Raw genomic sequence first — 20,811 nt, 5'->3', positions numbered from 1 at the left:
TCAAACGTCACCAGACGGACGCCTGGACGTCGCTGCGTCAGAGACCGCTGCCGCCGCGGGTGTGCCGGCCTGCCGGAACGAAGCGGATCGCTCGTGCTCCCGGCGGCGGACCGCGCTCTGAATCTGCTCGAGATTGTTGCGGAGCAGGTCGGAGACGAACTCGTCCATCCGGGGATCGGCGAGCATCGCGATCAGAACGTGCATGACGGATTCGCTCGCCTGACCGACGACCTTGTCGTAACCGGGGATTCGGCTGATGACGGGTATGCCCGAGTCTGTGCGGATCTTGTCGGCCGCAAGAGCTTTCAGCTCGTCGTGGTTCTCTTGGATGGCATCAGAGATGTTGCGGGTGTAGTGACCCGTCTGGATGACGTCGATGACCTCATCGAGCACCATGATGGTGATCGGCCGCTTTACCGCGTTCACCACCGCTTTGGTGGCGCGATTGATCAACCGAAGCCCGGCCGGTGTCTTGAGTCCGCGCCGCACCAACAGGGGCGTGATCAACAGCGAGCCGATCATGATCACCAACGTGAGGCCGACGATCAAGCCGAGGTCGCGCCAGCCGTGGATCACGGATGCAGGTTCCACTGCCCGACGTCGGAAGCCAGAGCGTCGCTGACGTCGACCTCGAGCCCGCCGACCACGGGACCCGGATTCGACGCGGTGCTCACGATGCGTTGGTACATCACGGCTGCCGGATAGACCTTGCCGCCGGACCAGGACCGGGTCTGCCAGGCCCACACCTTGCCGGGTGTGGTCGAGCGCCCGATGACGCCGTCGGCCGTGGCCCACTGGCAGGTGTTGATGCCGCCGTAGACGCCGGTGCGCTGTGCGCCCAGCACCGAGTTGATGCCCCGAAACCACGGCAGCGCAACGTTATTCCATGTTTCGCGGTCGATGTCGTCGTCGACGGAGAAGAAGATCGGCGCGCTCTGGCCGCCACCTGCCGCACTGTGCAGTTGCCAAGCGGTGCGGGCATCGGCGACGCCGCCGGCGTATCCGCGCGTGAAATCCGACGGCGCCGTCCCACCGGGCTTGCCGTACTGGTAGTTGCTGACGATCGCCAGCCCTGCCGCCGCGAGTGACCGCGCGTAGGGCAGGGTGATGGGCTTGGCGCCCATGGTCGAGCCGGGGCGTGACGTCGAGACGTAGTTGACGACGCCGGCGTGACCGGCGGCCCGAATATCTTGTGCCGGAATCTGTTTCATGGCGAAGTCGATCAATGTGGGAGCGGCGGCCGACGCCATGGGGATGCCGGCACGTGCGGCTGCCGCACCGAGCCCGGCCAGCGCCGACGCGGCGCCGACGTAGCGCAGCGCATCACGCCGCGACAACGGGCGCCGAAGGCCGGTGGTCTCCGGGTAGTACTGCATCCGGTGATGTTAACAATGCGACAGATGTGAAAGTTGTGACCGTTATCGGCCGAATGCAGATCGTGACCGGACTGTTTCCTCATCTGACGCGCAGCCGCGTTCCGTTCAGACTGACGCTAACGATGTCCATGACCCGCGCCGTCGCGAACACTTGAGTCGGATCGAGCAGGGAGTGTGGATGTATCAGGGACGCAGCATCCGGGCATCACAGGTGGTGCTGACGGTCGAGCTGCCCACGCAATCCGACGACGCTCGCGCCCAGGTGACTGCGCTGATGGACGAGTTCAGTGCCTACCTGGCTTATCGGGTACCCGGCGCGAAGGTCGAAAAGGCGGCTGTGGCAACCGGAGCCGGTTCGTCCTTGAACCCGCCGCCCATCGGCGGCCTGGTCATCGACCGGGCGACCAGGCAGGTCAGCGCCGACGGGCGACCGATTTCGATGGCCTACAAGGAATTCGAGCTGCTGGCGTACCTGGCGCAGCATCCCCGGCAGATCATCTCGCGAGAAGAGTTGATAGACAACGTGTGGGACGAGGGCTTTGCGTCCCTGCGGACCATCGACACGCATGTCCGGCGACTCCGCGTGAAGCTGGGTGTACACGCCTCGACGCTCACGACCGTCCGTGGCAAGGGCTATCGCTTCGATCCGCAGCCCTCGACACGATTCCGGGGGCAGCGGCCGATCCGGTCTGCCTGACGGTCAGAACGCCGGCACTACCAGGTCGCCGTACGAGCGGGCGATGAACGAACGCACGGACTCTGTCTGTAAAGCATTGGCCAACAGCCTGATTGGTTCGCTCTGATGGTTGTCCGGGCGGGCGACCAGGTATTCGGCGTAGTCCCGGTTGGCGTGGTCACAGTAGAGCGCCGACTGCAGATCGATCTGACGGTCCATGGCGTAGTTGCCGAACAGGAACACCAGATCGAAGTCGGCGAGGACATCGGCCAGGTGCGCGCTGGCGATCTCCTTGAACAGCAGTTGTTTTGGGTTTTCCAGGATCGCGTCGACCCCCGGAGCGGACTCATGTTCGTCGCGAAGAGTGACCAGGCCTCGGTCATGGAGGATGCGCAAGGCTCGCCCGACATTTGTGGGATCACCCGGGAGCGCGACCTCCGCGAATCGCGGTACCGCCGTGATGTCGGTGATGGATGCCGAGTAGAGCGCGAACGGCTCGATGTGCACCGGCGTGACCGGCACCAGTTGACGGGCCGACGAGGTGTTGAACGCCTCGAGAAAAGGCAGGTACTGAAAGAAGTTGGCGTCGATGGTCCCGGCGGCGAGGTGGTGGTTCGGTTCGTCGAAGGTGTCGAACACCTCGACGTGGAGGTCGATGCCGTCGCGCGCGAGCGCGGGGCGGACGTGATCGAGAATCTCGGCGTGCGGGACCGGTGTCGCACCTACGCGCAGGACGCGGCCCGTGCCACGAATTGATCGAATGGTCCCCACTGACAACCCCTTTGGCTGGTGCGCTCGCAGCGCCGTGTCATCAACACTACCGACCGGATGTCGAATCCGGCGCCTTGTGTTACGTGATGTGACGGCTTGTCACCGCCCGTGGCCTGCCGGCTGGAGCGGTCACCGCGCAGTCAATAGCTTTTGCATTCAACAACATTCATCGAGCCTGTAGGAGGCCGATCGTGACGGTCGAAAATGCGGCGGTGCGCACTGATAGTGGGCCACCTACCGTCGGTCAGCGTCTGCGCGGCAACTTGGGCATCCCGGCCATCGTCTTCATGGTGCTGGCTGCGGCGGCGCCCCTGGGCGTCATCGGCGGACCCGTGCCATTGGGTATCGCCACCGGCAATGGATCAGGGTTTCCCGCGACGTTTGTCATCGCCACCGTTGTGCTGCTGTTGTTTGCCATCGGCTTCACCGCGATGACGCCCTTCGTTCGTGAGGCCGGCGCGTTCTTTTCGTATGTGCAGCAAGGTTTCGGGTCCAGTCCGGCCATCGGCGCCGCTTTCGTGGCGGTCCTGACGTACGCCTCGATGGAGGCCGCCGTCTATGGCCTGCTCGGTCCGCAGCTCGGCGGCCTGTTGGCTCTCGTCGGTGTACCGCCGTTGCCGTGGCCGGTGTGGGCCTTGGCCGGGCTCGCAGTGATCACGTACCTCGGCTACCGCAACATCGAGCTGTCCAGTCGGGTACTCGCCGTTCTGCTCGTCGCCGAGATCGCGATCGTCGTCGTCCTCGATGCGGTCATCGTCGGGCGCGGTGGTGACCACGGATTGTCGACGGGACTGCTCAACCCGGCCCAGATCGCCTCGGGCGCACCGGGAATCGGGCTGCTGTTCGCGATCATCTCGTTCCTCGGGTTCGAGGCGACGGCCATCTTCCGCGACGAGGCCCGCGATCCGGACCGCACCATCCCGTACGCGACGTACATCGCACTGGCCGTGATCGGCGTCTTCTACACGGTGTCGAGCTGGGCCCTGATCTCGGCGTGGGGCGACACCGAAGCCGTACAGCGCGCGACGAATTCGGGCGGAACCATGCTGGTCGACACTGCACAGCGCTACCTGGGTGTGGTGGGAGCGGACATCATCCAAGTCCTCTTCGTCACGAGCCTCTTCGCCTGCATCCTGTCGTTCCACAACGTGGTGTCCCGGTACCTGTTCGCGCTGTCGGGCCGGGGCGTATTGCCCGCCGCATTCGGCCGGCCCCACACCCGCCACGGCTCGCCGCACGTCGCATCGCTGGCGCTGTCGGCACTGATCCTCGCGGTCATCGGTGTCGCCACAGTGGCGCAGCTCGACCCGAGCACGGAGTTCTACACCTGGCTGTCCGGGATCACGACGGTCGGTGTGCTCGTCCTCATGGTGCTGACGAGTGCAGCGGTGCTGGCGTTCTTCGCGCGGGACCGGCGGCACCACTCGGTGTGGCGCGTCGGCGTCGCTCCGGCGCTCGGCTTGGCCGGCCTGCTGGCGTTCCTGGGCCTGATCCTGGTGAACCTCAAGGACCTCGTCGGTGGTTCCTCGGGACTGGCATTGGCCGTAATCCTGGTGCTCGTACTGGGTTTCGTGGGCGGCGCCGTTCTGGGATGCCGGCGCACCCGTGCCGAGTCCTTCGCCCTCGCAGGCGAGGAGGGCTGAGATGTCGTTGATCGCGGACGCGGCAACAGATCGTCACCGGAGTGTCGTCGAGCTGCTCGACACCGGCACCATCACCGAGGTCGAGGTCGCATGGAGCGATCAGTTCGGCCACGCCCTCGGGAAGCGGGTACCAGCCGACCAGTTCCTGCAACGCGCCGCAGCGCCAGGGTTCGGCTTCTGCAACGGCGCGCTCGCGTGGAACTCCAACGCGCGCGTCATCGAAAGTCTGCGCTCGACCAACTGGAATACGGGCTACCCCGACGCGTTCGCAGTACCCGACCTGAGCACCTTTCGTGAGCTGCCGTGGCGGCCCGGCGTAGGGCATGTCATCTCCGACATCGTCAACCACGACCGGACACCGTCACCGCTCGATCCCCGTGGGGTGCTACGCCGAGTCATCCAGCGACTCGAAACACTCGGGTATACCGCCAAGATCGGCGCCGAGTTCGAGTTCTACCTGCTCAACTTGGACGGGTCGACCTTCCAGGACGATGTGCACGCCTACTCACTGCAGAACGCCAACACCCTGGAACCCCTACTCGGTGAGCTCTATTCGGCGCTGCGGGCATTCACGTCGTTGGAAGGGTTGCTCACCGAGTACGGACCCGGGCAGGTCGAGGCCAACCTGATCTACAGCGACGCGCTCGACGCCGCCGACAACAGCGCCCGGCTCAAATATGCCGTCAAGGAGATCGCCCGCCGCAACGGCAAATTGGCGACGTTCATGCCCAAACCGTTCTCGGAGCACTCCGGAAGTTCTGCGCACCTGCACATTTCGCTGTGGCGCGACGGCGAGCCGGTCCTTGCCGGCGCCGACGGAACCGAGAGCCAGGTCGGCCTGCACGCCATCGCCGGCCTGCTCGAACACCTGCCGTCGATCACGCTGTTCGGCGCGCACTCGGTCAACGCGTACCGCCGGTATGTCCCCGGATCGTTCGCCCCGGCCACTCTGACCTGGAGTCGGGACAACCGGACGTCCGCCGTCAGGTCGCTCCTCGAACCGACCCCTGAGGCAACGCGAATCGAGCTGCGCACGGGTGCGTCGGATGCAAACCCCTACTGGCTCATCGCATCTGCATTGGCGGCCGTTGTCGCCGGACTGGAGGCCCGGCGCAATCCATCCGAGCCACTGACGGGCAACCTGTATGACGTCGGGGTCCGGCTGCCGGAATCGCTCAGTGTCGCCATCGCACTGGCGCGCAGCGACGACGCCATCGTGGACATCCTGGGCGCAGACTCCGTGCATGACTTTGCCGAGATCGCGCAGAGCGAGTGGGACGAGTATTCCAGTGCGGTCACCGACTGGGAATTCCGGCGCTACCTGGCGAGCTCATGACCGCGACGTTGACCGCACCCCGATTCGGCGTCTGGGCACCCGTCTACGGAACCTGGGGCGCCAGAACGCATCCCGTCGAGGTGCCTGATGCCAGCTACCGCCGGACACGCGACCTCATCGTGCGCGCCGAAGAGCTGGGCTTCGATTCGACGCTCGTGGCCCAGCATGTCCTGCATCCGGGCGGTGCCGAACATGACGTACTGGAAACCTGGTCGACGCTGGCCGGGCTGGCGGAGGCCACCAGTCGCGTCGAGTTGATCGGCGCGATCAAGCCGCTACTGTTCAATCCGCTGGTCTTCGCGAAAACCGTTGCCAATATTGAACAGATCGCCTCTGACCGCGTCGCCATCAATCTCGTCAGCGGCTGGTTCCTTCCGGAGCTGGAGGCCATCGGCCTGGGCGACGTCACGCACGGTGACCGGTACGAGTATTCCCGGGAGTGGCTCGACGTGGTCGGGCGCCTGTGGCGTGGTGATGCCATCGAGTCCGGACTCGACGGCACGGTCGCGGCCGGTGCTCAGTTGCGGCCCGCGCTCGCGCAGGCGCCTCGGGTGTATCTCGGTGGGGAATCCGAGGCAGCCCGCGACTTGGCAGCGGCCCAGGCCGACGTGTTCCTCCTCAACGGCCGGCCACCACAGGACGCCGCGGACATCATCGACGACATGCGACGTCGTGACCGAAACAAGCCAGAGCCCTTGCGGTTCGGCTTGTCGGCCTTCGTAATCGCCCGCGACACCGAGGACGAAGCGCAACGCGAGTTCGAGTACCTGCAAAATCTCGTCGACAGTTCAGGACAACGTGACCGTACCGTCGGCGCCGATCCCGCGACCGCGATGTTCAAGGTGCACGAGGGCGTCGCGCGCGTGGGCACCAACGGCGGCACCCTGGCCGGCCTCATCGGTAGTTATGAGCAAGTGGCCGAACGAATCACGACATTCGCGGGCCTCGGTATCGAATTGTTCATGTTGCAGTTCCAGCCGCTGGAGGCCGAGATGGAACGTTTCGCGACCCACATCCTGCCCCTGTTCCGCTGAGCTGAGAAGGAGATTCCAATGACCATCACGGCATTGGCCGCGGGTGCTGTCTCGGACCGGCGGGCGTCGCTGGAGTCGGTTCTGAAGAAGCTCGCCGAGGACGACGCCCAGCATGAGCTGACCCGAACGTTGCACCATGAGGCGATTCACGCGATCGCCGCCACCGGCGTGCTGGCGCTCCGGATTCCCCAGGAATACGGTGGCCCAGGCGGTTCCATCGTCGATGTCATCGAGACGGTCATCGACATCGCGGCGGCCAGCTCCAACGTGGCCCAGGCACTCCGCGCCCATTTCGGCTTCGTGGAACGGCTCCTGGGTAACCGGGGCAGCGACGCCCTCCGGGCGCGGTGGTTCCCCGAGGTCGTCGGCGGAAAGATCGTCGGCAACGCGATCACGGAAGCCGTCGGCGCATCGCCGGCCACGATCGGCACCACGCTGCGTCCCGACGGTGCGGGTCGATACCGGTTGGACGGCAAGAAGTTCTACTCGACCGGCACCCTGTACTCGGACTTGATCGCCGTCTCGGCCGAACGGGAGGACGGCCGCGAAGTACACGTCATCATTCCGGCCGATCGTCACGGCGTGACGTTGTTCGACGACTGGGACGGCTTCGGGCAGCGGCTGACGGCCAGTGGGGCAACGACATTCGACGCAGTGCCGGTGTACGACGACGAGGTGTCGCTGGTACCTGAGGACCACAGGCTCGCGCACAGCCAGACGTTCCTGCAGCTGTACCTGACGGCGGCGGCAGTGGGAATTGCCAAGGGCGCCTTGCGGGATGCCATCTGGTTCGTCCAGAAGAAAGCGCGCCCCGCAGCGCACGCGCTCACGCCTTCGGCGGCACAGGACCCGTTCATCCTGCAGGCCGTGGGGGAGATCGCAGCCTGGACATCGACCGCCGAAGCCATCACCGTGAGCGCCGCGAAGACACTGGATCACGTGGTGGATTCAGGCCGGATCGATGACCAGCAGGCCCTCGGTGCTGCCGCTATCGAAGTCGCGAAAGCGCAGCTCGTCGCCGAACGGCTCACCCTCGATGCCGCACAACGGCTGTTCGATACCGGTGGCGCATCGGCCACAGCGCGCACACTGAATCTCGACCGGCATTGGCGCAACGCGCGAACCATCGCCAGTCACAACCCGCTTGCCTATAAAGCCTGGGCGACTGGAGATTTCGTCGTCAATGGCACGCTTCCGCCCAACTCGGGATACTTCTAGTGACCGCACGAGACGTCGTCGTGCCGCGGCGCCTCTCGGGCGGCCAGGATCCGCGGGTCGTCGCGGCCAATGAGCTCTTCGAATTGATCGTCGACCTGGTGCGCGACGCCGACCTCAAGCCGCTGGTGGTCGACGATCCGCTGGTATCACTGTCCGACGTCGGCGGATTGGTGCTGCCCGGCGGCGGAGACATCAACCCACAGCGGTTCGGCCAGATCGCGACCCCGGCAGTCTACGACGTCAACAACGAGCAGGACGACCTCGATTTCACCTTGGCGGTGCGGGCACAGGACGCGGGCCTGCCGGTGCTCGGCATCTGTCGGGGCGCCCAGGTACTGAACGTGATTCGCGGCGGCGATCTCCACATTGACCTCGTACCAGGCGAAGTCCCGCACCGGGGCGGGTCCGCCGGCGAAGTTTTCGGGTGGCACCCGGTGGACCTCGCGGACGGTAGTCGGATTCGCGCCGCACACCACGCGGATCGGATTGTCGTCGCTTCCGCGCATCACCAGGGCATCGCGTCGCTCGGTAGCGGCCTCGTCGCTACGTCGCACGCCCCGGACGGACTGATCGAGTCGTTCGAGGCTGTCGACGGTTGGGTGGTTGCGGTGCAATGGCATCCGGAGGCACCGGGAACCACAGCAGCGGTACAGCGTGCGCCGTTCGTGGCCTTGGCCCAAGCGAATTCGGCCCTACGCAGCTGCCGCTGACAACTCGGGAGTGGCCCTCGGTGCCCGTCCCCGCCGGAGACGCGGCAGGCGCTTCGTCGCGAAACGGTTGGGCAGGGAGAGCCGGAAGACCTTCATCCATGCGGGCGCCACCTGCTTCGGCAGCGGGCCACTGACGTAGGTCAGCCCGTAGCGTTCGAAGAGTGCGGCGACCTGCGGCGCGATCTCCTGGTAGCGGTTGCTGGGCAGATCGGGGAACAGGTGGTGCTCGATCTGGAAGGACAGGTTGCCGGTCATGAAGTGCATCCAGCGCCCGCCGGAGATGTTGGCCGAGCCCAGCATCTGCCGCAGGTACCACTGGCCGCGGGTCTCGCCGTCGATCGACGTCTTCTCGTAGGTTTCAACACCTTCGGGGAAGTGCCCGCACATGATGACCGAGTGGGTCCACAGATTGCGGATCAGGTTGGCGGTCAGGTTCGCGGTGAGCGTGGTGAGCGCCGAGGGCCCGGACAGAAGTGGGTGCAGGACATAGTCTTTCAGCGCCTGCCGGCCGGTCTTGGCGAGCACCTTCTTACCCTGGCGGCGGAATTCTTCCTTGTCGGTCTTGCCCTTGAGGTAGCGGCCGATCTGCAAATCGTATGCGGCGATGCCGTATTGGAAGAAGCAGGCGTTGATGAAATTGGTCAGCGGCTGCATCAGGTAGAACGGCGTCTAGCGCTGGTCCTCGTCGACGCGCATGATGCCGTAGCCGAGGTCCTGGTCCTTGCCGAGCACGTTGGTGTAGGTGTGGTGCAGCTCGTTGTGGGAGTGCTTCCACATATCGGCCGGCGAAGCGCTGTCCCACTCCCACGTCGTGGAGTGGATTTTCGGGTCGCGCATCCAGTCCCACTGGCCGTGCATCACGTTATGGCCGATTTCCATGTTGTCGATGATCTTCGACACGGCCAGCCCTGCGGTGCCGACGAGCCATGCCGGCGGGAAGAGCGAGAACAGCAGCACGGCGCGGCTGGCCAGCTCGAGTTTGCGTTGGCCCGCAATGACTTTGCGGATGTACGCCGCGTCGCGTTCACCACGGCTGGCGATGACCTCGGCGCGGATCGCGTCGAGTTCGATGCCGATGTTCTCGATGTCGGTCTCAGAGAGGTGCGCGACGGGGTTCTTGAGTTTGCGTTGCATGGCGGTCATGTCGTAACTCCTTGGTGGAAGGCAGTTTTCGATCAAATATCGATGTCGCAGGCGCCGGCGGCTGCGCTGATGCACGTTTGGATGGCGACCCCGTCGCCTTCGGTGGCGGTGGTGATGTCGCCGCTGCGGACGTCGCGGACGGTTCCTCGGCGCAGCGGGACGACGCAGCCGAAGCAGACGCCCATGCGGCAGCCCGAGGGCATGAGGACGCCGGCGGCCTCGCCGGTGTCGAGCAGTGTCTGATCGCCGGCAGCCTCGGTGGTCGTGCCGCTCTTGGTGAACGTCACGGTGCCGCCGTCTCCGGTGGTGAGGATTTCGGCGCGGAATCGCTCGGTGTGCAACTGGTCGGCGACACCGTGCTCGGTCCAGTGTTCTTGCAGCGCGTCGAGTAGTCCGGCAGGTCCGCACGCCCAGGTGTGCCGCGCGGTGAGGTCGCCGACCAGTTCGTGCAGGCGCATCGTGTCGAGCCGGCCCTCGGTGGCGGTGTGGACCTCGATCAGCCGGATCCGGCCCTGTGCGGCGAGTTGGCGCAGCTCGTCGGCGAAGATCATGTCGTCCGGTGTTGGCGCGCAGTGGACGACGACGGTGTCGGTGCCCGTTCCGTCGGCGAGGTTGCGCAGGATGCCCATGATCGGCGTGATGCCGCTGCCGGCGGCGACGAACAGCAGCTTGTCCGGTGCCGGGACGGGAAGGACGAAGTCGCCGGCGGCCTGATCGAGCTGAACCAGCGTGCCGACCGTGGCCCGGTGCACCAGATGGTTACTGACCGTGCCGCCCGTGATGGCTTTGACGGTGATCGCGATGTGCCCGTCCGGGCGGTCGGTGTGCGAGGTCAGCGAGTAGGTGCGCCACTGGCGGACGCCGTCGACGTCGATGCCGACGCGGACGTACTGGCCGGGGATGTGCGACTGCCAGCCGCTACCCGGCTTGATCATCACGGTGACGCAATCGGGCGTTTCGGGATGTACGGCGGTGATCCGTCCCCGCAGCGGGGCACCGGACCGCAGTGGCGCGACGAGGTCGAGGTAGTCGCCGGGCAGCAGCGGAGTGGTGATGCGCTCGGCCAGCTCCAGCACGCGACGGCGCAATCCCGCGGCCTTGGGGCGAACTGGTGTCGTCGTCATGCTTCTAGCGTCCATGAGTCAGCGGTATAAAGTCCTATGCTGACAGGGTGAGAAACACGCATGATTTTGTTCGTAAAGAACAGTTATGAGTGATTCCGCTGCCCAATTCAGCGGTCTGGACCTCGATGAGCAGATGGTCCAGGCCCTGGAAGGGGTGTTGCCGCAGATGGCCGAGCGGACCGTCGCGGCGGTCACGGCCGAAGTTCCGAGCTACACCGATGCGTTCAGTGGCCCCATGGGGCAGACCATCGAGAGTGCGGTGCAGTTGGCGCTGGGAGTATTCCTGCGCCTGACCACCCGCTCCCAGGGGGCCGATCCGGGGCCGAGGCTGTCCCCGGCGCTTGACGGGGCCTACGACCTGGGACGCGGCGAGGCCCGCACCGGCCGTTCCATCGACGCGTTGCTCTCGGCGTATCGGGTCGGTGCTCGAGTGGCGTGGCGAGAGCTCTCCGAAACCGCGGTCGCGGCAGGACTCTCTGCGGGCACGACGGCGAGGTTCGCCGAAATGGTGTTCGCGTTCATCGATGAGCTGTCGGCGGCCAGCGTCGCGGGTCACTCCGACGAACTCGCCGCCGCCGGCCGGGTCCGGCAACGCCACCTGGACCGGCTTGCCGCGGAATTGCTGGCGGGCGCGCCGTTGAATCAGTTGCTCGCCAGCGCCGAGCAGGCCAACTGGAAGCCGCCGAAGACGCTGAGCGCCGTGCTGCTGCCCGAGTCAGAGACGCGCAAGCTGACTGCTCTTTTCACTCAGGAGACGTTGCAGGCCCGTCTTGACGTGTCGGAGGTGGACGCCGGTGAACCGCTGGCCGTCGTGCTGGCCCCCGATGCCGAGGGCCACCAGCGACGGCGGATCCTCGACGCGTTGGCAGGTCGGCGGGCGATTGTCGGACCCGTACGCGAATGGTCATCGGTGCGCGCGTCGTACCTGCGCGCCGTCCGGATGCGTGGCTTGGTGCCCGACGAATCCACGGTGGTCGATACCGAAGACCATCTGGTCGGTCTCGTGCTCAGCGCCGATCAAGACGCCACCGACGACTTGCGCCGCCGTGTCCTGGCGCCCCTTGCCGAGTTACGCCCAAGTGCCGCAGAGCGACTCGCGGAAACGCTGCGGGCGTGGGTATTGCACCTCGGCCGCCGTGACGCCGTGGCCGAATCGCTGTTCGTGCACCCGCAAACGGTGCGTTACCGGATGACTCAGCTCCGCGAACTCTATGGCGATCGGCTCGATGATCCCGGGACGGTGCTGGAAATTACTGTGGCACTGGGGCAGATCAGATAGGCCGCAACGAGATCGGCGGTGTGAGCGCAGCCGCGAGCGATTCGGCGTCGATTGTCTGACATCGGTACGGGAGGGTTTCCAGCCGTGCCTGCATCGTGGTGAGTGGGTCCTCGAGCACCTCGGCGGTGCCCGACAGGAAGGCCCACTCGTGTTCGTCGCTACCGAAATAGACCACGGTGCTGAAGGTTTCGCCGAACCGCTCCCATGACCGGATCAACGTCTCGTTGCGCCACAGGGTGGGGCAGCCCGCCTGGCCGACGACGACGGCGCCGATGTCGCCGCACAGCTTCATGAAGTCCGCGCCGTACAGGCGGTTGTGTTGCGCGGGTTCGGATCGTTCGTCGGGCAGGTCGACGACGACGACGTCGTACCGGGGGCCGTCGTGGTTGGCGACGAATTCGTACCCGTCGGCGTAGTGCACCGTGATCGGGCCGAGTCCGGCTTCGGCCCTTGCCAATTCGTCGGGCGTGTAGCCGTAGGGCAGATGTTCGGCACACAGCCGGACGGCGTCGCGGTCGATGTCGACATGGTCGACGTGGGTGGCACCGGCGGCGACGGCCATCTGACTCGCGACGCCCTCGCCGGAGCCGATGATCAGCACCCGCTCGATGGTCCCGGCCAGCAGCATCGCCGGCACCATCAGGGCCTCGTGGTAGACGAGCTGGCTGAATTCGGTGCTCTGCCGGTCGGAGTCGCTAAACAACGAAATGCCCTGTGCTGTAAGGCCGATCACCAGATGCTGAAACTCGGTGTGGATGTCGCACAGCACGTCGGTCAGCTCCCAGTTGCGGGTGATGCCGGGTGCCATCGGTTCGACGATCTGCTTGCCCGCGCCACGAAACACGGTGTGGACGTGGGCATCTGCTGCGCCGACAGCTTCGCGCAGCAGCCGGACGGCTTCTTCCGCGTCGGCGGTCTCACCGCAGGTGAAGACATCGACGAACATCGCACCGCGCTCGGGGTAACTGTGAATCGACGCGTGCGACTCGGCGAGCAACGCCAGCACCGTCACGCCGTGCGGCTCGAAGCGCTTGTCCACCATGTCGCACACGGTGGCGCCGGCGCGCTCGACCGAGCTGCGGAGCAGGTGGCGCAGGCGCACCCGGTCGTTGGCGAGTTCGGGATCGATACCGGTGAACTCGGCCAGCACATGACAGCCCGCGAAGGTGCTACCTGGTAGTGATTGCATCATTGACCTCCACGAACTGCGTTGCCAGCGGCTCAAATCCATTGAATGACGACGAGTAGCTCGTCGTATAGGCACCGGCCGCATCGATCTCGACCAGATCGCCGGGGCGCAGCGTCACGGGCAGCGGATACCGCTGATACAGCACATCGTCACCGTCGCACGTCGGGCCCGCGACCACGGCGTCGGCCACCGGGTCACTGTCGCGGCTGGTGCGCAGCCGGTACCGGATGTATTCGTTCTCGGTTTCGGCCAGCCCGCCGTAGCGCCCGATGTCGAGGTACACCCAGCGGCGGCCGTCGGTGCCGGTCCGCACCGAGACCACTTCGCAGAACAATGTGCCCGCCGAGCCGACGACCGCGCGTCCGGGCTCGATCACCATGCGGGGGATCACCGGGAAGCAGCGCCCGAGCGCGCCGGTAATGGCGTCGCCCACAACCCTCACGTCGGGCACCGGCGCGTCATACGAGACCGGGATACCGCCGCCCAGATTCAGCGTCGTCAGGCCCGGCACCCCATCGAAAATGTCACGTGCGCAACGGATGCCGATCTCCCACGCCTGCGGGTCCAGCTGCTGCGAGCCCACGTGGAAAGCGACTCCGTCGGCCCGCAGTCCCAACTGGCCGGCCTGCGACAGGAGCCCGACCGCCGCGTCCGGCACGCACCCGAACTTGTGCCCGAACGGCGTCACCGACGACGGGAACGCCGGCGCGATGCGGCATTCGACGCTTGACCCCGGCGCGTTCTCGGCGATGGCCTCCAGCCCGTCCGCGGTGTCGAACGTGAGCCGCCGCACGCCCCGCGCAAACGCGTACGCCACCTCCGCGGGTTTCTTGAGCGGGTTCCCGAACGTCATCAGCGTGCCCTCGATGCCGGCCGCCGCGCACAGGTCGATCTCGCCGACGGAGGCGACGTCGAACGTGCAATCAAGGGCCGCCAACAGCCGCAGGATGGGTTCGGCCGGGTTGGCTTTGACGGCGTACCGAATCTCGGCGGAGGGCAGCGCGCTGCGCAATGCGGCAACGTTCCTGCGCACCGTCGCGAGGTCGATCGTCAGGTATGGCCTACCAGGCACAGGCGGCAGCGTACTGAACGAATGCGCTTGGCGCGCGAGACCGCCGCGGTTCTGTCGGTGCCAGGTGCTGATCTGCGGGCAACAACCGACAAGGAGGTGCACCATGGGAGCTGTGACTGCCACGACCGGAGGATTCCCCGTATCCGGATCAGGCCCGCTGACGGTGCGTGATCTGGAAGGGATGCCCGATGACGGCCGTCTCGCGGTAGAGGTCCTGTCACCCAGTACCGCGCTCAACGACCTCAACACCAAAAAAGCCGCCTACGCACGGACCAGGTCCAGCTGACGGTGTTCGAGTTGCGCGACGGCGTTTACGCCGAAGTCGCGCAGGTGACGGACAGCGAAGCGTATGACGCGACGCGCCCGTTCCCGGTGCGCATCGTGCCCACCGATCTTCTGGGCCGCTTCGCCTGACGGCCGTCAAGGACTCGCCACGGCGGTGGGCTTCCACTCAGTGGCGCGGACCGTTCTCCTGCCGCGTTGCCGATTACGATGGGCACAGTTTCGTCGTCGATATCAGGTGTACTGGCGAGACGCTGGGGGCACGCTGCGGTGGCATGCGCGGCGCGAATCATCAATCCCGCGAGTCGAATATTGGCGCTCTACATGAACGAATCGAACCTCCCTGCAACGCAATTCAATGTCGGCGACATCGTTCGCAACGGGCCACACGTCGCCACCGTGACGGATGTCGGCTCTGTCCTCATTGCCATCACGACCGCGATGGGTACTCCGCGCATGGTCTGTCCATGGGAGCTCGTGCGACTCCGGTTGGCAGCTCAGTGGTGAGACGACCATGCAACACGTACAAGAAACCAATCTCGCCTGGTCGCTCATCGACATCGCCAAACCCGAACTGGACGCGCGCGAGCGCAACCATGTTTTCATCTGCATCGGCGCCGGCGACTCCTTCACCGCGATTCGCATTCTTCTGAAGCTGATTGCCGTCAAACGGATTCCAGTTGCGCCGGCCGTGGCCCAACTGTGCGATGACTGGCTCGAGGCGTATGTCCTTCATGAGGATCACGGGCACCTCAAGCGGGTCATCGACGGCATCATGGTGTCTGTCGCCGACCGGCGTCCGCCGATGATCAATCGCGCATCGGTCTGCGTGAAATCGCCAGTGGTCCACGACCTTCAGTTCCCATACAGCTGTAGCGCCCGCGCAGCTTCCGTGGCGATGTCGCCGCTGAGCCGGGCGATCGGCGGGCCGCCGCGTTGATGGATCACGTTGGCCAGCACCGCGACGTAGGTGTCCGAGCCGGGGTCGATCCACAGCGTCACCCCGGTGAAGCCGGTATGGCCGAAGCTGCCGACGGGGAAGACCATGCCGCGGGGGCGCGAGTGTTCGGTGTCGATGTCCCAGCCAAAGCTGCGCAGTTCCTGCCCCGGGATGGCCGGATAGCTGGGCGCCAGTAGTGGATCCGTTGCGTTGGGATGATTTTCGATGGCGGTGCGGCTGGCGCTATCTGCCGCGGGCACCTGCCCGGCGTTGTGGCCGGGCTGTTGCGGCGTCGCCATCAATTCCGCGGTGGCCGGTGCCAGCGGGAACGGGCTCGGACGTCCGGCGAGCCGATCGAGAAGGGCCTGCGCGTAGCGGCCGATGTCCGCAACCGTCGAGAACACTCCAGCGCTCCCTCCGGTGCCGCCCATCCGTCGGGCGGTCGGATCGTGCACGGTGCCGCGGATCAGATGGTCGAAGTCGGGGTTGATGCCGGGGGTGTCGTCATCGTGGGAGGTCGGTGCGACGCGCTCCAGCAGGGCGGTACTCCAGGTTCCGGTCGGGCACGGTCCAGCCGGTACGCCTTCGAAAACGATTGCCGTGCCTCGAATCTGGTGCGGGCCGCAGGCCTTGGTGGCGGGCAGATACCGAGTATCGACAAGGTCCATCGGTGCAAAGACGTTGTCCTGTACATAGTTGTCCAGAGACTCGCCGGTGATCTTCTCGATCAGGGCGCCGAGGATGATGAAGTTGAGGTCGGAGTAGTGGAATCCCTCGCCGGGACCGAACTCCAGAGGCGCGGTGAGCGCACGACGAATGCCTTCGGCCTTGTCGGCGCTTGTCAGCCCCCACGGGCCTTGATGGCTGAGGTCGCCACCCGTACCGGACGTGTGCGTCAGCATCATCCGCACCGTCACCTGGGCGCGGCGTGCGTCGTTGGTCGGATTGAATTCTGGAAAGTACGTCTGGATGGGCTCGTCGACCTCGACCAGGCCCTTTTCGTACAGCTGCAGGAAGGCGACAGTCGTCGCGATGCTCTTCGACAGCGACGCGAGGTCGAATATGGTGTCGTCGGTCATCGGTTCCGCCGGGGCCGCAGATCCGTCCAGCGCGGGTTCGTCACCGAGTCTGCGTGCGCCGTAGGCCTGCCGGAACACGACCTTGCCGGCATGCCCGATCTCGATCACCGCGCCGGGCAACCGATGCGCGGCGAGCGCGTCGTTGACCAGGCGAGATACCGCGGCGAACGGGCCGGCCGGGACGACGCTCGGGACCGGCGTGGCGGCCGCACTTGTCGTGGCCGGAGGCCGAGCAGTCGGCGACGAGGTGACGGCCGGCGGCGGCGTCGGGTGTCCGCACGCCGCGAGGGCGAGCATCACCGCGCATACCCGTGCTACGCGCGACCCCGACACCCTCACCGCTTCGACGTTAGCGCCTCACTCTGTTCAGCAGGGATCCGACGATGAGCAGACCGCAGAACCACAGTGGCAGAGCGATCGCGCCGGCACGGGACGCTGGATCCTGGGTCATCAGGATGTAGATCAGCGCGAAGTACCCGAGGCACAGGTAATTGGTGAGCGGTGACAGCGGTGTCTTGAAGACACCGGCGCCCTCCCGCGACCGAAATCGCAGGTGGCTCAGCGCGATGATGCTCCACGTGATCAGCTCGGCCCCGACCACGACGGGAATCAGCAGCACGAGCGCCTTCCCGGGGAGCACGACATTCAGCAGCACCGCCACGGCGACGAACCCGGAGTTGAGCAGCAGTGCACGGACGGGGACGCCGCGGGCGTTGGTGTGGGCGAGGAACCGTGGCGCCTGGCCGCTGGCGGCGAGGTCATACAGGACGCGCGCGTTGCTGTAGGTCATCACGTTCGCCACCGACAGCGCGGCGGTCAGAACGACGATGTTGAGCAGCGTTGCGGCGCCGCCGATCCCGAGGCCGACGAGCATCAACACGAACGGGCTGCCCTCCGTGCCCACCTTGTCCCACGGCCAGATGATCAGCATGACGCCGATGGCGCCCACGTAGAAGACCAGGATTCGCAGCAGCACCTGATTGATGGCGCGGGGGATGTTGCGGGCGGGCTCCTCGACCTCACCGGCGGCGGTGCCGAGCGACTCGATGCCGCCGAAAGAAAAGGTGATCGCGACCAGCGAGATCATGAAGGCGCCGAGCCCCTTGGGGGCGAAACCGCCATGCGCCCAGAGGTTCTGCAGGCCGTGCACGTTGTAATCGCCGGCGCCGAAGATGATCGCGATGCCGATGACGATCATGGCGACGACGGCGGTCACCTTGATCAGCGTGAAGTAGAACTCGAATTCGCCGAACGCCTTGACGTTGAAGGTGTTCGCGGCGGTGATGAGCACCAGGCACACCGCGGTGGTGATCCAGCGGGGCATGTCCGGGAACCAGAAGGCCATGAACTCCGAAGCTGCCGTCAACTCCACCATGCAGACGACGACACAGACGTACCACCAGTTCCAGCCGGCGATGAAACCCGCTGGTTTGCCGAGATATTCGCGGGCGTAGGCCGACCACGACCCCGCGACCGGATGTGCGACGGCCATCTCGCCGAGCATCCGCATCACGCCGTAGAGGACGATGCCGGCGATCGCATAGCCGAGCAGAACGATCGGTCCGGCGGTCTGCACGGATGTGCCCGAGATGAGGAACAGGCCCGTCCCGATGGCGGAGCCGAGCGAGATCATCTGCAGATGACGGTTCTTCAGGTCGCGGTGCATCGGCGCGTCAGCCGGGGCGGTGGTCTCGGCACGGGGCCCGTCAGCGGGACGGGTGCTCGGAGCCATCGGGGTGCCTTCCATTCGGTGTATCGCGTGCGGGTGAGGGGGGTGGGACTACGTCGGTGCGGCGGGTACGTCGACGCGGGTCTGCAACACCCGCCCGGCCGACTCGCCGCGCATCAGACCGTCATGCGTGGTGTCGTCGACAACCAGGTACAGCGTGTGCCCATCGGCGCCACCGAGGGCGGGTGCGACGGCCCAGCCGTGGCCGATCGGGATCCGATGCGTCACGGCGCCGCCGGCGATGACGCGCAGGAACTCGCCGGTGTCGTAACAGCCGACCCACACGCCGCCCTCGCTGTCGACGCACAGGCCGTCGGGGTGGCTGCCGGCGCCGAGGTCGGCGAACACCGTGGGGAAGCCGAGACTGCCGTCGGGTGCAGTTGTAAAGGCAAGCAGGCGTGACCCGTTCGTCTCGCTGACGACGAGGGTCCCGTCGGGCAGAAAGCCGAGGCCGTTGGGCACGGCGAGGCCGGTTGCGACAATGCGGACGCCACCTGCCTGGTCCACCAGGCCGATCTCGCCGACGAGTGCATCGCGGGTCTGTTTGTACAGGTCGACGTAAGCGCGGCCGTCGGGGGCGACGACGAGGTCGTTGGTCGACCAGGCCAAATCGCTGACATCGAACGTCGAAGTGGTGTTTCCGTGGGCGTCGACGTGGTGGATCGTGGCCTCGAAGAGCGTGGACACCACGAGCGTTCCGTCGGGAAGCCAGCCGAGGCCGGAGGCGCGCGGCACCTCGGCCTCGACGGAGAGGTCACCCGTTTCGCCCACCGAGTACACCCGGCCGGCCGGTCCGTCGCTGAACCACAGGCGGTCGTTGCGCCATCGCGGTCCTTCGCCGTACACGAACCCGTCGATGAACGGCTCAACAGCTGTTGACGTCGTCGTCGGACCATTCCCTTCGCTCGATGAGTGCGTAGAGGCTATCCCGTGCTGGTCGAGGACCGATCCGAATCACCGCACCGGACCGGGTGCGACACTGGTCGCGTGACGACTTCAGAGCCCATCGAGCCCGACGCCAAGGACTGGACGTGGGTGCTGACACGCGCCTGCCCTGAATGCGGCTTCGATGCGTCGTCCGTCCAACCCTCGGATGTCGCCGGCCGGATCCGCGACGATGCCGCAGACTGGGTGCACCGCCTGGCCGGCTCCGGAGTGAAGTCGCGACCGCGGCCCGACGTCTGGTCGACGCTCGAATACGGATGCCACATCCGTGACGTGCACCGAATCTTCGACCACCGCGTCCGACTGATGCTGACCGAGGAGGATCCGCGGTTCCCCAACTGGGACCAGGACGAGACGGCCATCGCCGACGACTACGGTTCGCAGGACCCCGCCGTGGTCGCCACCGAGCTTTTCGACGCCGCGAACATCGTCGCGGACACCTATGCGAATGTGCCGGCGGAATCTTGGAAACGTCGCGGATTACGCAGCAATGGAAGCGAATTCACCATCGCGACCATTTCGCTCTACCACCTGCACGACATCGTCCACCACGCGCACGACGTCGCCCCACGCGGGTGATAGACGTACGTTTGCGACATCTCATGAATCAACTGAACCGAAGGGGCCAAGGGTGTCGGTTTCCGGAACGCAGCGCGTATACGGGGGCGTCACCGGCGAGGAGCGCATCGCCCAGCGGCGCCGGAAGCTGATCGAGGCCGGGACGAGCTTGTTTGGCTCTCCCGGTTCAGGTTCGGTCCGCGTCAAAGACGTGGTGGCCGAGGCCGGTCTGACAGAGCGCTATTTCTACGAGAGCTTCACCGATCTGAGTGCATTGTTCGGTGTGGTGTTCGATGCGGCTGCCGATGCGATCGATGCGCGGGTGAACGCCGCCATGGTCGATGCGCCGGTCGACAGCTTTGCCCGCGTGTCGATCGCCCTGCGCGCAACCGTCGACGTGTTGTCCGACGATCCACGGATGATCCGCATTCTGTTCGTTGAAAGTCTGGGCTCGGGCGGTCGTGCGGGTGTTCACCGCAATGAAGTACTCGCCCGCACCGCCGGCAGTTTCTTGAAATGGTCCACGCCAGAAGCCTCATCGTTCGAAAGCAGTGCCGCCGATACCCGGATGAAGGCATTCGCCATGTCGGGCGCCGCTGCGGAACTGCTGATCTCTTGGGCGGATGGACATCTCGAGGCCACGCCGGCTGAACTGGCCGACTTTCTGGCCGGGCTGTACTGGCGCATGAATCTGCCCTGACCGACAC

The 20,811-nt window shown here is 65.9% G+C and carries 23 protein-coding genes; 12 read left to right on the top strand and 11 right to left on the bottom strand.

Going from position 1 to position 20,811, the window contains the following annotated elements:
* A complete protein-coding gene (locus tag ACJH7A_RS07895; RefSeq protein ID WP_406801729.1) occupies positions 1-591 on the bottom strand; it encodes a hypothetical protein in 591 nt (196 codons plus the stop codon).
* On the bottom strand, positions 573-1,376 hold the full coding sequence (locus ACJH7A_RS07890) for a DUF1906 domain-containing protein (RefSeq protein ID WP_406801728.1): 804 nt from the start codon (positions 1,374-1,376) through the stop codon (positions 573-575). Before ACJH7A_RS07890 ends, ACJH7A_RS07895 begins: the two co-directional genes overlap by 19 nt.
* A gap of 178 nt (positions 1,377-1,554) precedes the next feature.
* Here ACJH7A_RS07890 and ACJH7A_RS07885 point away from each other — a divergent pair, with 178 nt between their 5' ends.
* On the top strand, positions 1,555-2,073 hold the full coding sequence (locus ACJH7A_RS07885) for a winged helix-turn-helix domain-containing protein (RefSeq protein ID WP_406801727.1): 519 nt from the start codon (positions 1,555-1,557) through the stop codon (positions 2,071-2,073).
* A 3-nt stretch (positions 2,074-2,076) separates the two neighbouring features.
* On the opposite strand, the gene ACJH7A_RS07880 is transcribed toward ACJH7A_RS07885, so the two are convergent.
* On the bottom strand, positions 2,077-2,823 hold the full coding sequence (locus ACJH7A_RS07880) for a MetQ/NlpA family ABC transporter substrate-binding protein (RefSeq protein WP_406801726.1): 747 nt from the start codon (positions 2,821-2,823) through the stop codon (positions 2,077-2,079).
* 191 nt (positions 2,824-3,014) lie between these two features.
* On the opposite strand from ACJH7A_RS07880, the gene ACJH7A_RS07875 reads away from it, so the two are divergent.
* From ACJH7A_RS07875 to ACJH7A_RS07855, 5 genes are read left to right on the top strand one after another with little or no spacing between them, the layout of a single operon-like run.
* Complete coding sequence (locus tag ACJH7A_RS07875; RefSeq protein WP_406801725.1) at positions 3,015-4,466, top strand: APC family permease; 1,452 nt, start codon at positions 3,015-3,017, stop codon at positions 4,464-4,466.
* 1 nt (position 4,467) lies between these two features.
* Positions 4,468-5,802: a glutamine synthetase family protein gene (locus ACJH7A_RS07870; RefSeq protein ID WP_406801724.1), complete on the top strand. Its 1,335-nt coding sequence runs from the start codon at positions 4,468-4,470 to the stop codon at positions 5,800-5,802.
* Positions 5,799-6,836 (top strand): LLM class flavin-dependent oxidoreductase, encoded by a 1,038-nt coding sequence (locus tag ACJH7A_RS07865; protein WP_406801723.1) that lies wholly within the window; start codon positions 5,799-5,801, stop codon positions 6,834-6,836. Before ACJH7A_RS07870 ends, ACJH7A_RS07865 begins: the two co-directional genes overlap by 4 nt.
* An 18-nt stretch (positions 6,837-6,854) precedes the next feature.
* Positions 6,855-8,054: an acyl-CoA dehydrogenase family protein gene (locus tag ACJH7A_RS07860; RefSeq protein WP_406801722.1), complete on the top strand. Its 1,200-nt coding sequence runs from the start codon at positions 6,855-6,857 to the stop codon at positions 8,052-8,054.
* The gene (locus ACJH7A_RS07855) at positions 8,054-8,764 is read left to right on the top strand and encodes a gamma-glutamyl-gamma-aminobutyrate hydrolase family protein (protein WP_406801721.1); all 711 of its coding nucleotides are present in this window, start codon (positions 8,054-8,056) and stop codon (positions 8,762-8,764) included. Before ACJH7A_RS07860 ends, ACJH7A_RS07855 begins: the two co-directional genes overlap by 1 nt.
* On the opposite strand, the gene ACJH7A_RS07850 is transcribed toward ACJH7A_RS07855, so the two are convergent.
* From ACJH7A_RS07850 to ACJH7A_RS07840, 3 genes are read right to left on the bottom strand one after another with little or no spacing between them, the layout of a single operon-like run.
* Complete coding sequence (locus ACJH7A_RS07850) at positions 8,747-9,418, bottom strand: fatty acid desaturase family protein (RefSeq protein WP_406801720.1); 672 nt, start codon at positions 9,416-9,418, stop codon at positions 8,747-8,749. The genes ACJH7A_RS07855 and ACJH7A_RS07850 overlap by 18 nt on opposite strands.
* 15 nt (positions 9,419-9,433) lie before the next feature.
* Positions 9,434-9,907: a fatty acid desaturase family protein gene (locus ACJH7A_RS07845; RefSeq protein ID WP_406801719.1), complete on the bottom strand. Its 474-nt coding sequence runs from the start codon at positions 9,905-9,907 to the stop codon at positions 9,434-9,436.
* A 32-nt stretch (positions 9,908-9,939) separates the two neighbouring features.
* A complete protein-coding gene (locus ACJH7A_RS07840; RefSeq protein ID WP_406801718.1) occupies positions 9,940-11,031 on the bottom strand; it encodes a ferredoxin reductase in 1,092 nt (363 codons plus the stop codon).
* 85 nt (positions 11,032-11,116) lie between these two features.
* Here ACJH7A_RS07840 and ACJH7A_RS07835 point away from each other — a divergent pair, with 85 nt between their 5' ends.
* Positions 11,117-12,310 (top strand): PucR family transcriptional regulator, encoded by a 1,194-nt coding sequence (locus ACJH7A_RS07835; RefSeq protein WP_406801717.1) that lies wholly within the window; start codon positions 11,117-11,119, stop codon positions 12,308-12,310.
* On the opposite strand, the gene speD is transcribed toward ACJH7A_RS07835, so the two are convergent.
* Together speD and ACJH7A_RS07825 are read right to left on the bottom strand one after the other, a co-directional pair.
* Positions 12,303-13,499 (bottom strand): adenosylmethionine decarboxylase, encoded by a 1,197-nt coding sequence (speD, locus tag ACJH7A_RS07830; protein ID WP_406801716.1) that lies wholly within the window; start codon positions 13,497-13,499, stop codon positions 12,303-12,305. The two genes, ACJH7A_RS07835 and speD, sit on opposite strands and share 8 nt — an antisense overlap.
* Positions 13,480-14,571 carry a type III PLP-dependent enzyme gene (locus tag ACJH7A_RS07825; RefSeq protein WP_406801715.1) on the bottom strand — a complete coding sequence of 364 codons (1,092 nt, stop codon included), beginning with the start codon at positions 14,569-14,571 and terminating at the stop codon, positions 13,480-13,482. The genes speD and ACJH7A_RS07825 overlap by 20 nt, the downstream gene beginning before the upstream one ends.
* A gap of 103 nt (positions 14,572-14,674) precedes the next feature.
* On the opposite strand from ACJH7A_RS07825, the gene ACJH7A_RS07820 reads away from it, so the two are divergent.
* From ACJH7A_RS07820 to ACJH7A_RS07810, 3 genes are all read left to right on the top strand, one after another.
* Positions 14,675-14,857 carry a Uma2 family endonuclease gene (locus ACJH7A_RS07820; RefSeq protein ID WP_217267674.1) on the top strand — a complete coding sequence of 61 codons (183 nt, stop codon included), beginning with the start codon at positions 14,675-14,677 and terminating at the stop codon, positions 14,855-14,857.
* Between the two features lie 2 nt (positions 14,858-14,859).
* Positions 14,860-14,985: a hypothetical protein gene (locus ACJH7A_RS07815; protein ID WP_286150045.1), complete on the top strand. Its 126-nt coding sequence runs from the start codon at positions 14,860-14,862 to the stop codon at positions 14,983-14,985.
* A gap of 382 nt (positions 14,986-15,367) precedes the next feature.
* Positions 15,368-15,793, top strand: a complete 426-nt coding sequence (locus ACJH7A_RS07810) for a hypothetical protein (RefSeq protein ID WP_406801714.1) — start codon at positions 15,368-15,370, stop codon at positions 15,791-15,793.
* On the opposite strand, the gene ACJH7A_RS07805 is transcribed toward ACJH7A_RS07810, so the two are convergent.
* Genes ACJH7A_RS07805 through ACJH7A_RS07795 form a run of 3 tightly spaced genes read right to left on the bottom strand, consistent with a single transcriptional unit; the run spans position 15,709 to position 19,447 of the window.
* Entirely contained in the window at positions 15,709-17,169 is a 1,461-nt protein-coding gene (locus ACJH7A_RS07805; protein ID WP_406801764.1) for a serine hydrolase domain-containing protein, read from the bottom strand. The two genes, ACJH7A_RS07810 and ACJH7A_RS07805, sit on opposite strands and share 85 nt — an antisense overlap.
* A 52-nt stretch (positions 17,170-17,221) precedes the next feature.
* Entirely contained in the window at positions 17,222-18,604 is a 1,383-nt protein-coding gene (locus ACJH7A_RS07800; RefSeq protein WP_244872724.1) for an amino acid permease, read from the bottom strand.
* Between the two features lie 48 nt (positions 18,605-18,652).
* Positions 18,653-19,447, bottom strand: a complete 795-nt coding sequence (locus ACJH7A_RS07795) for an SMP-30/gluconolactonase/LRE family protein (RefSeq protein WP_244872725.1) — start codon at positions 19,445-19,447, stop codon at positions 18,653-18,655.
* A gap of 141 nt (positions 19,448-19,588) precedes the next feature.
* On the opposite strand from ACJH7A_RS07795, the gene ACJH7A_RS07790 reads away from it, so the two are divergent.
* Together ACJH7A_RS07790 and ACJH7A_RS07785 are read left to right on the top strand one after the other, a co-directional pair.
* The gene (locus ACJH7A_RS07790) at positions 19,589-20,125 is read left to right on the top strand and encodes a DinB family protein (protein ID WP_212807713.1); all 537 of its coding nucleotides are present in this window, start codon (positions 19,589-19,591) and stop codon (positions 20,123-20,125) included.
* Between the two features lie 52 nt (positions 20,126-20,177).
* The gene (locus ACJH7A_RS07785; protein WP_212807712.1) at positions 20,178-20,804 is read left to right on the top strand and encodes a TetR/AcrR family transcriptional regulator; all 627 of its coding nucleotides are present in this window, start codon (positions 20,178-20,180) and stop codon (positions 20,802-20,804) included.
* Positions 20,805-20,811: the final 7 nt, after the last annotated feature.

Source organism: Mycobacterium sp. SMC-17 (assembly GCF_045310915.1).
GTDB lineage: Bacteria > Actinomycetota > Actinomycetes > Mycobacteriales > Mycobacteriaceae > Mycobacterium.
This window is presented reverse-complemented; position numbering and strand designations above follow the sequence as displayed.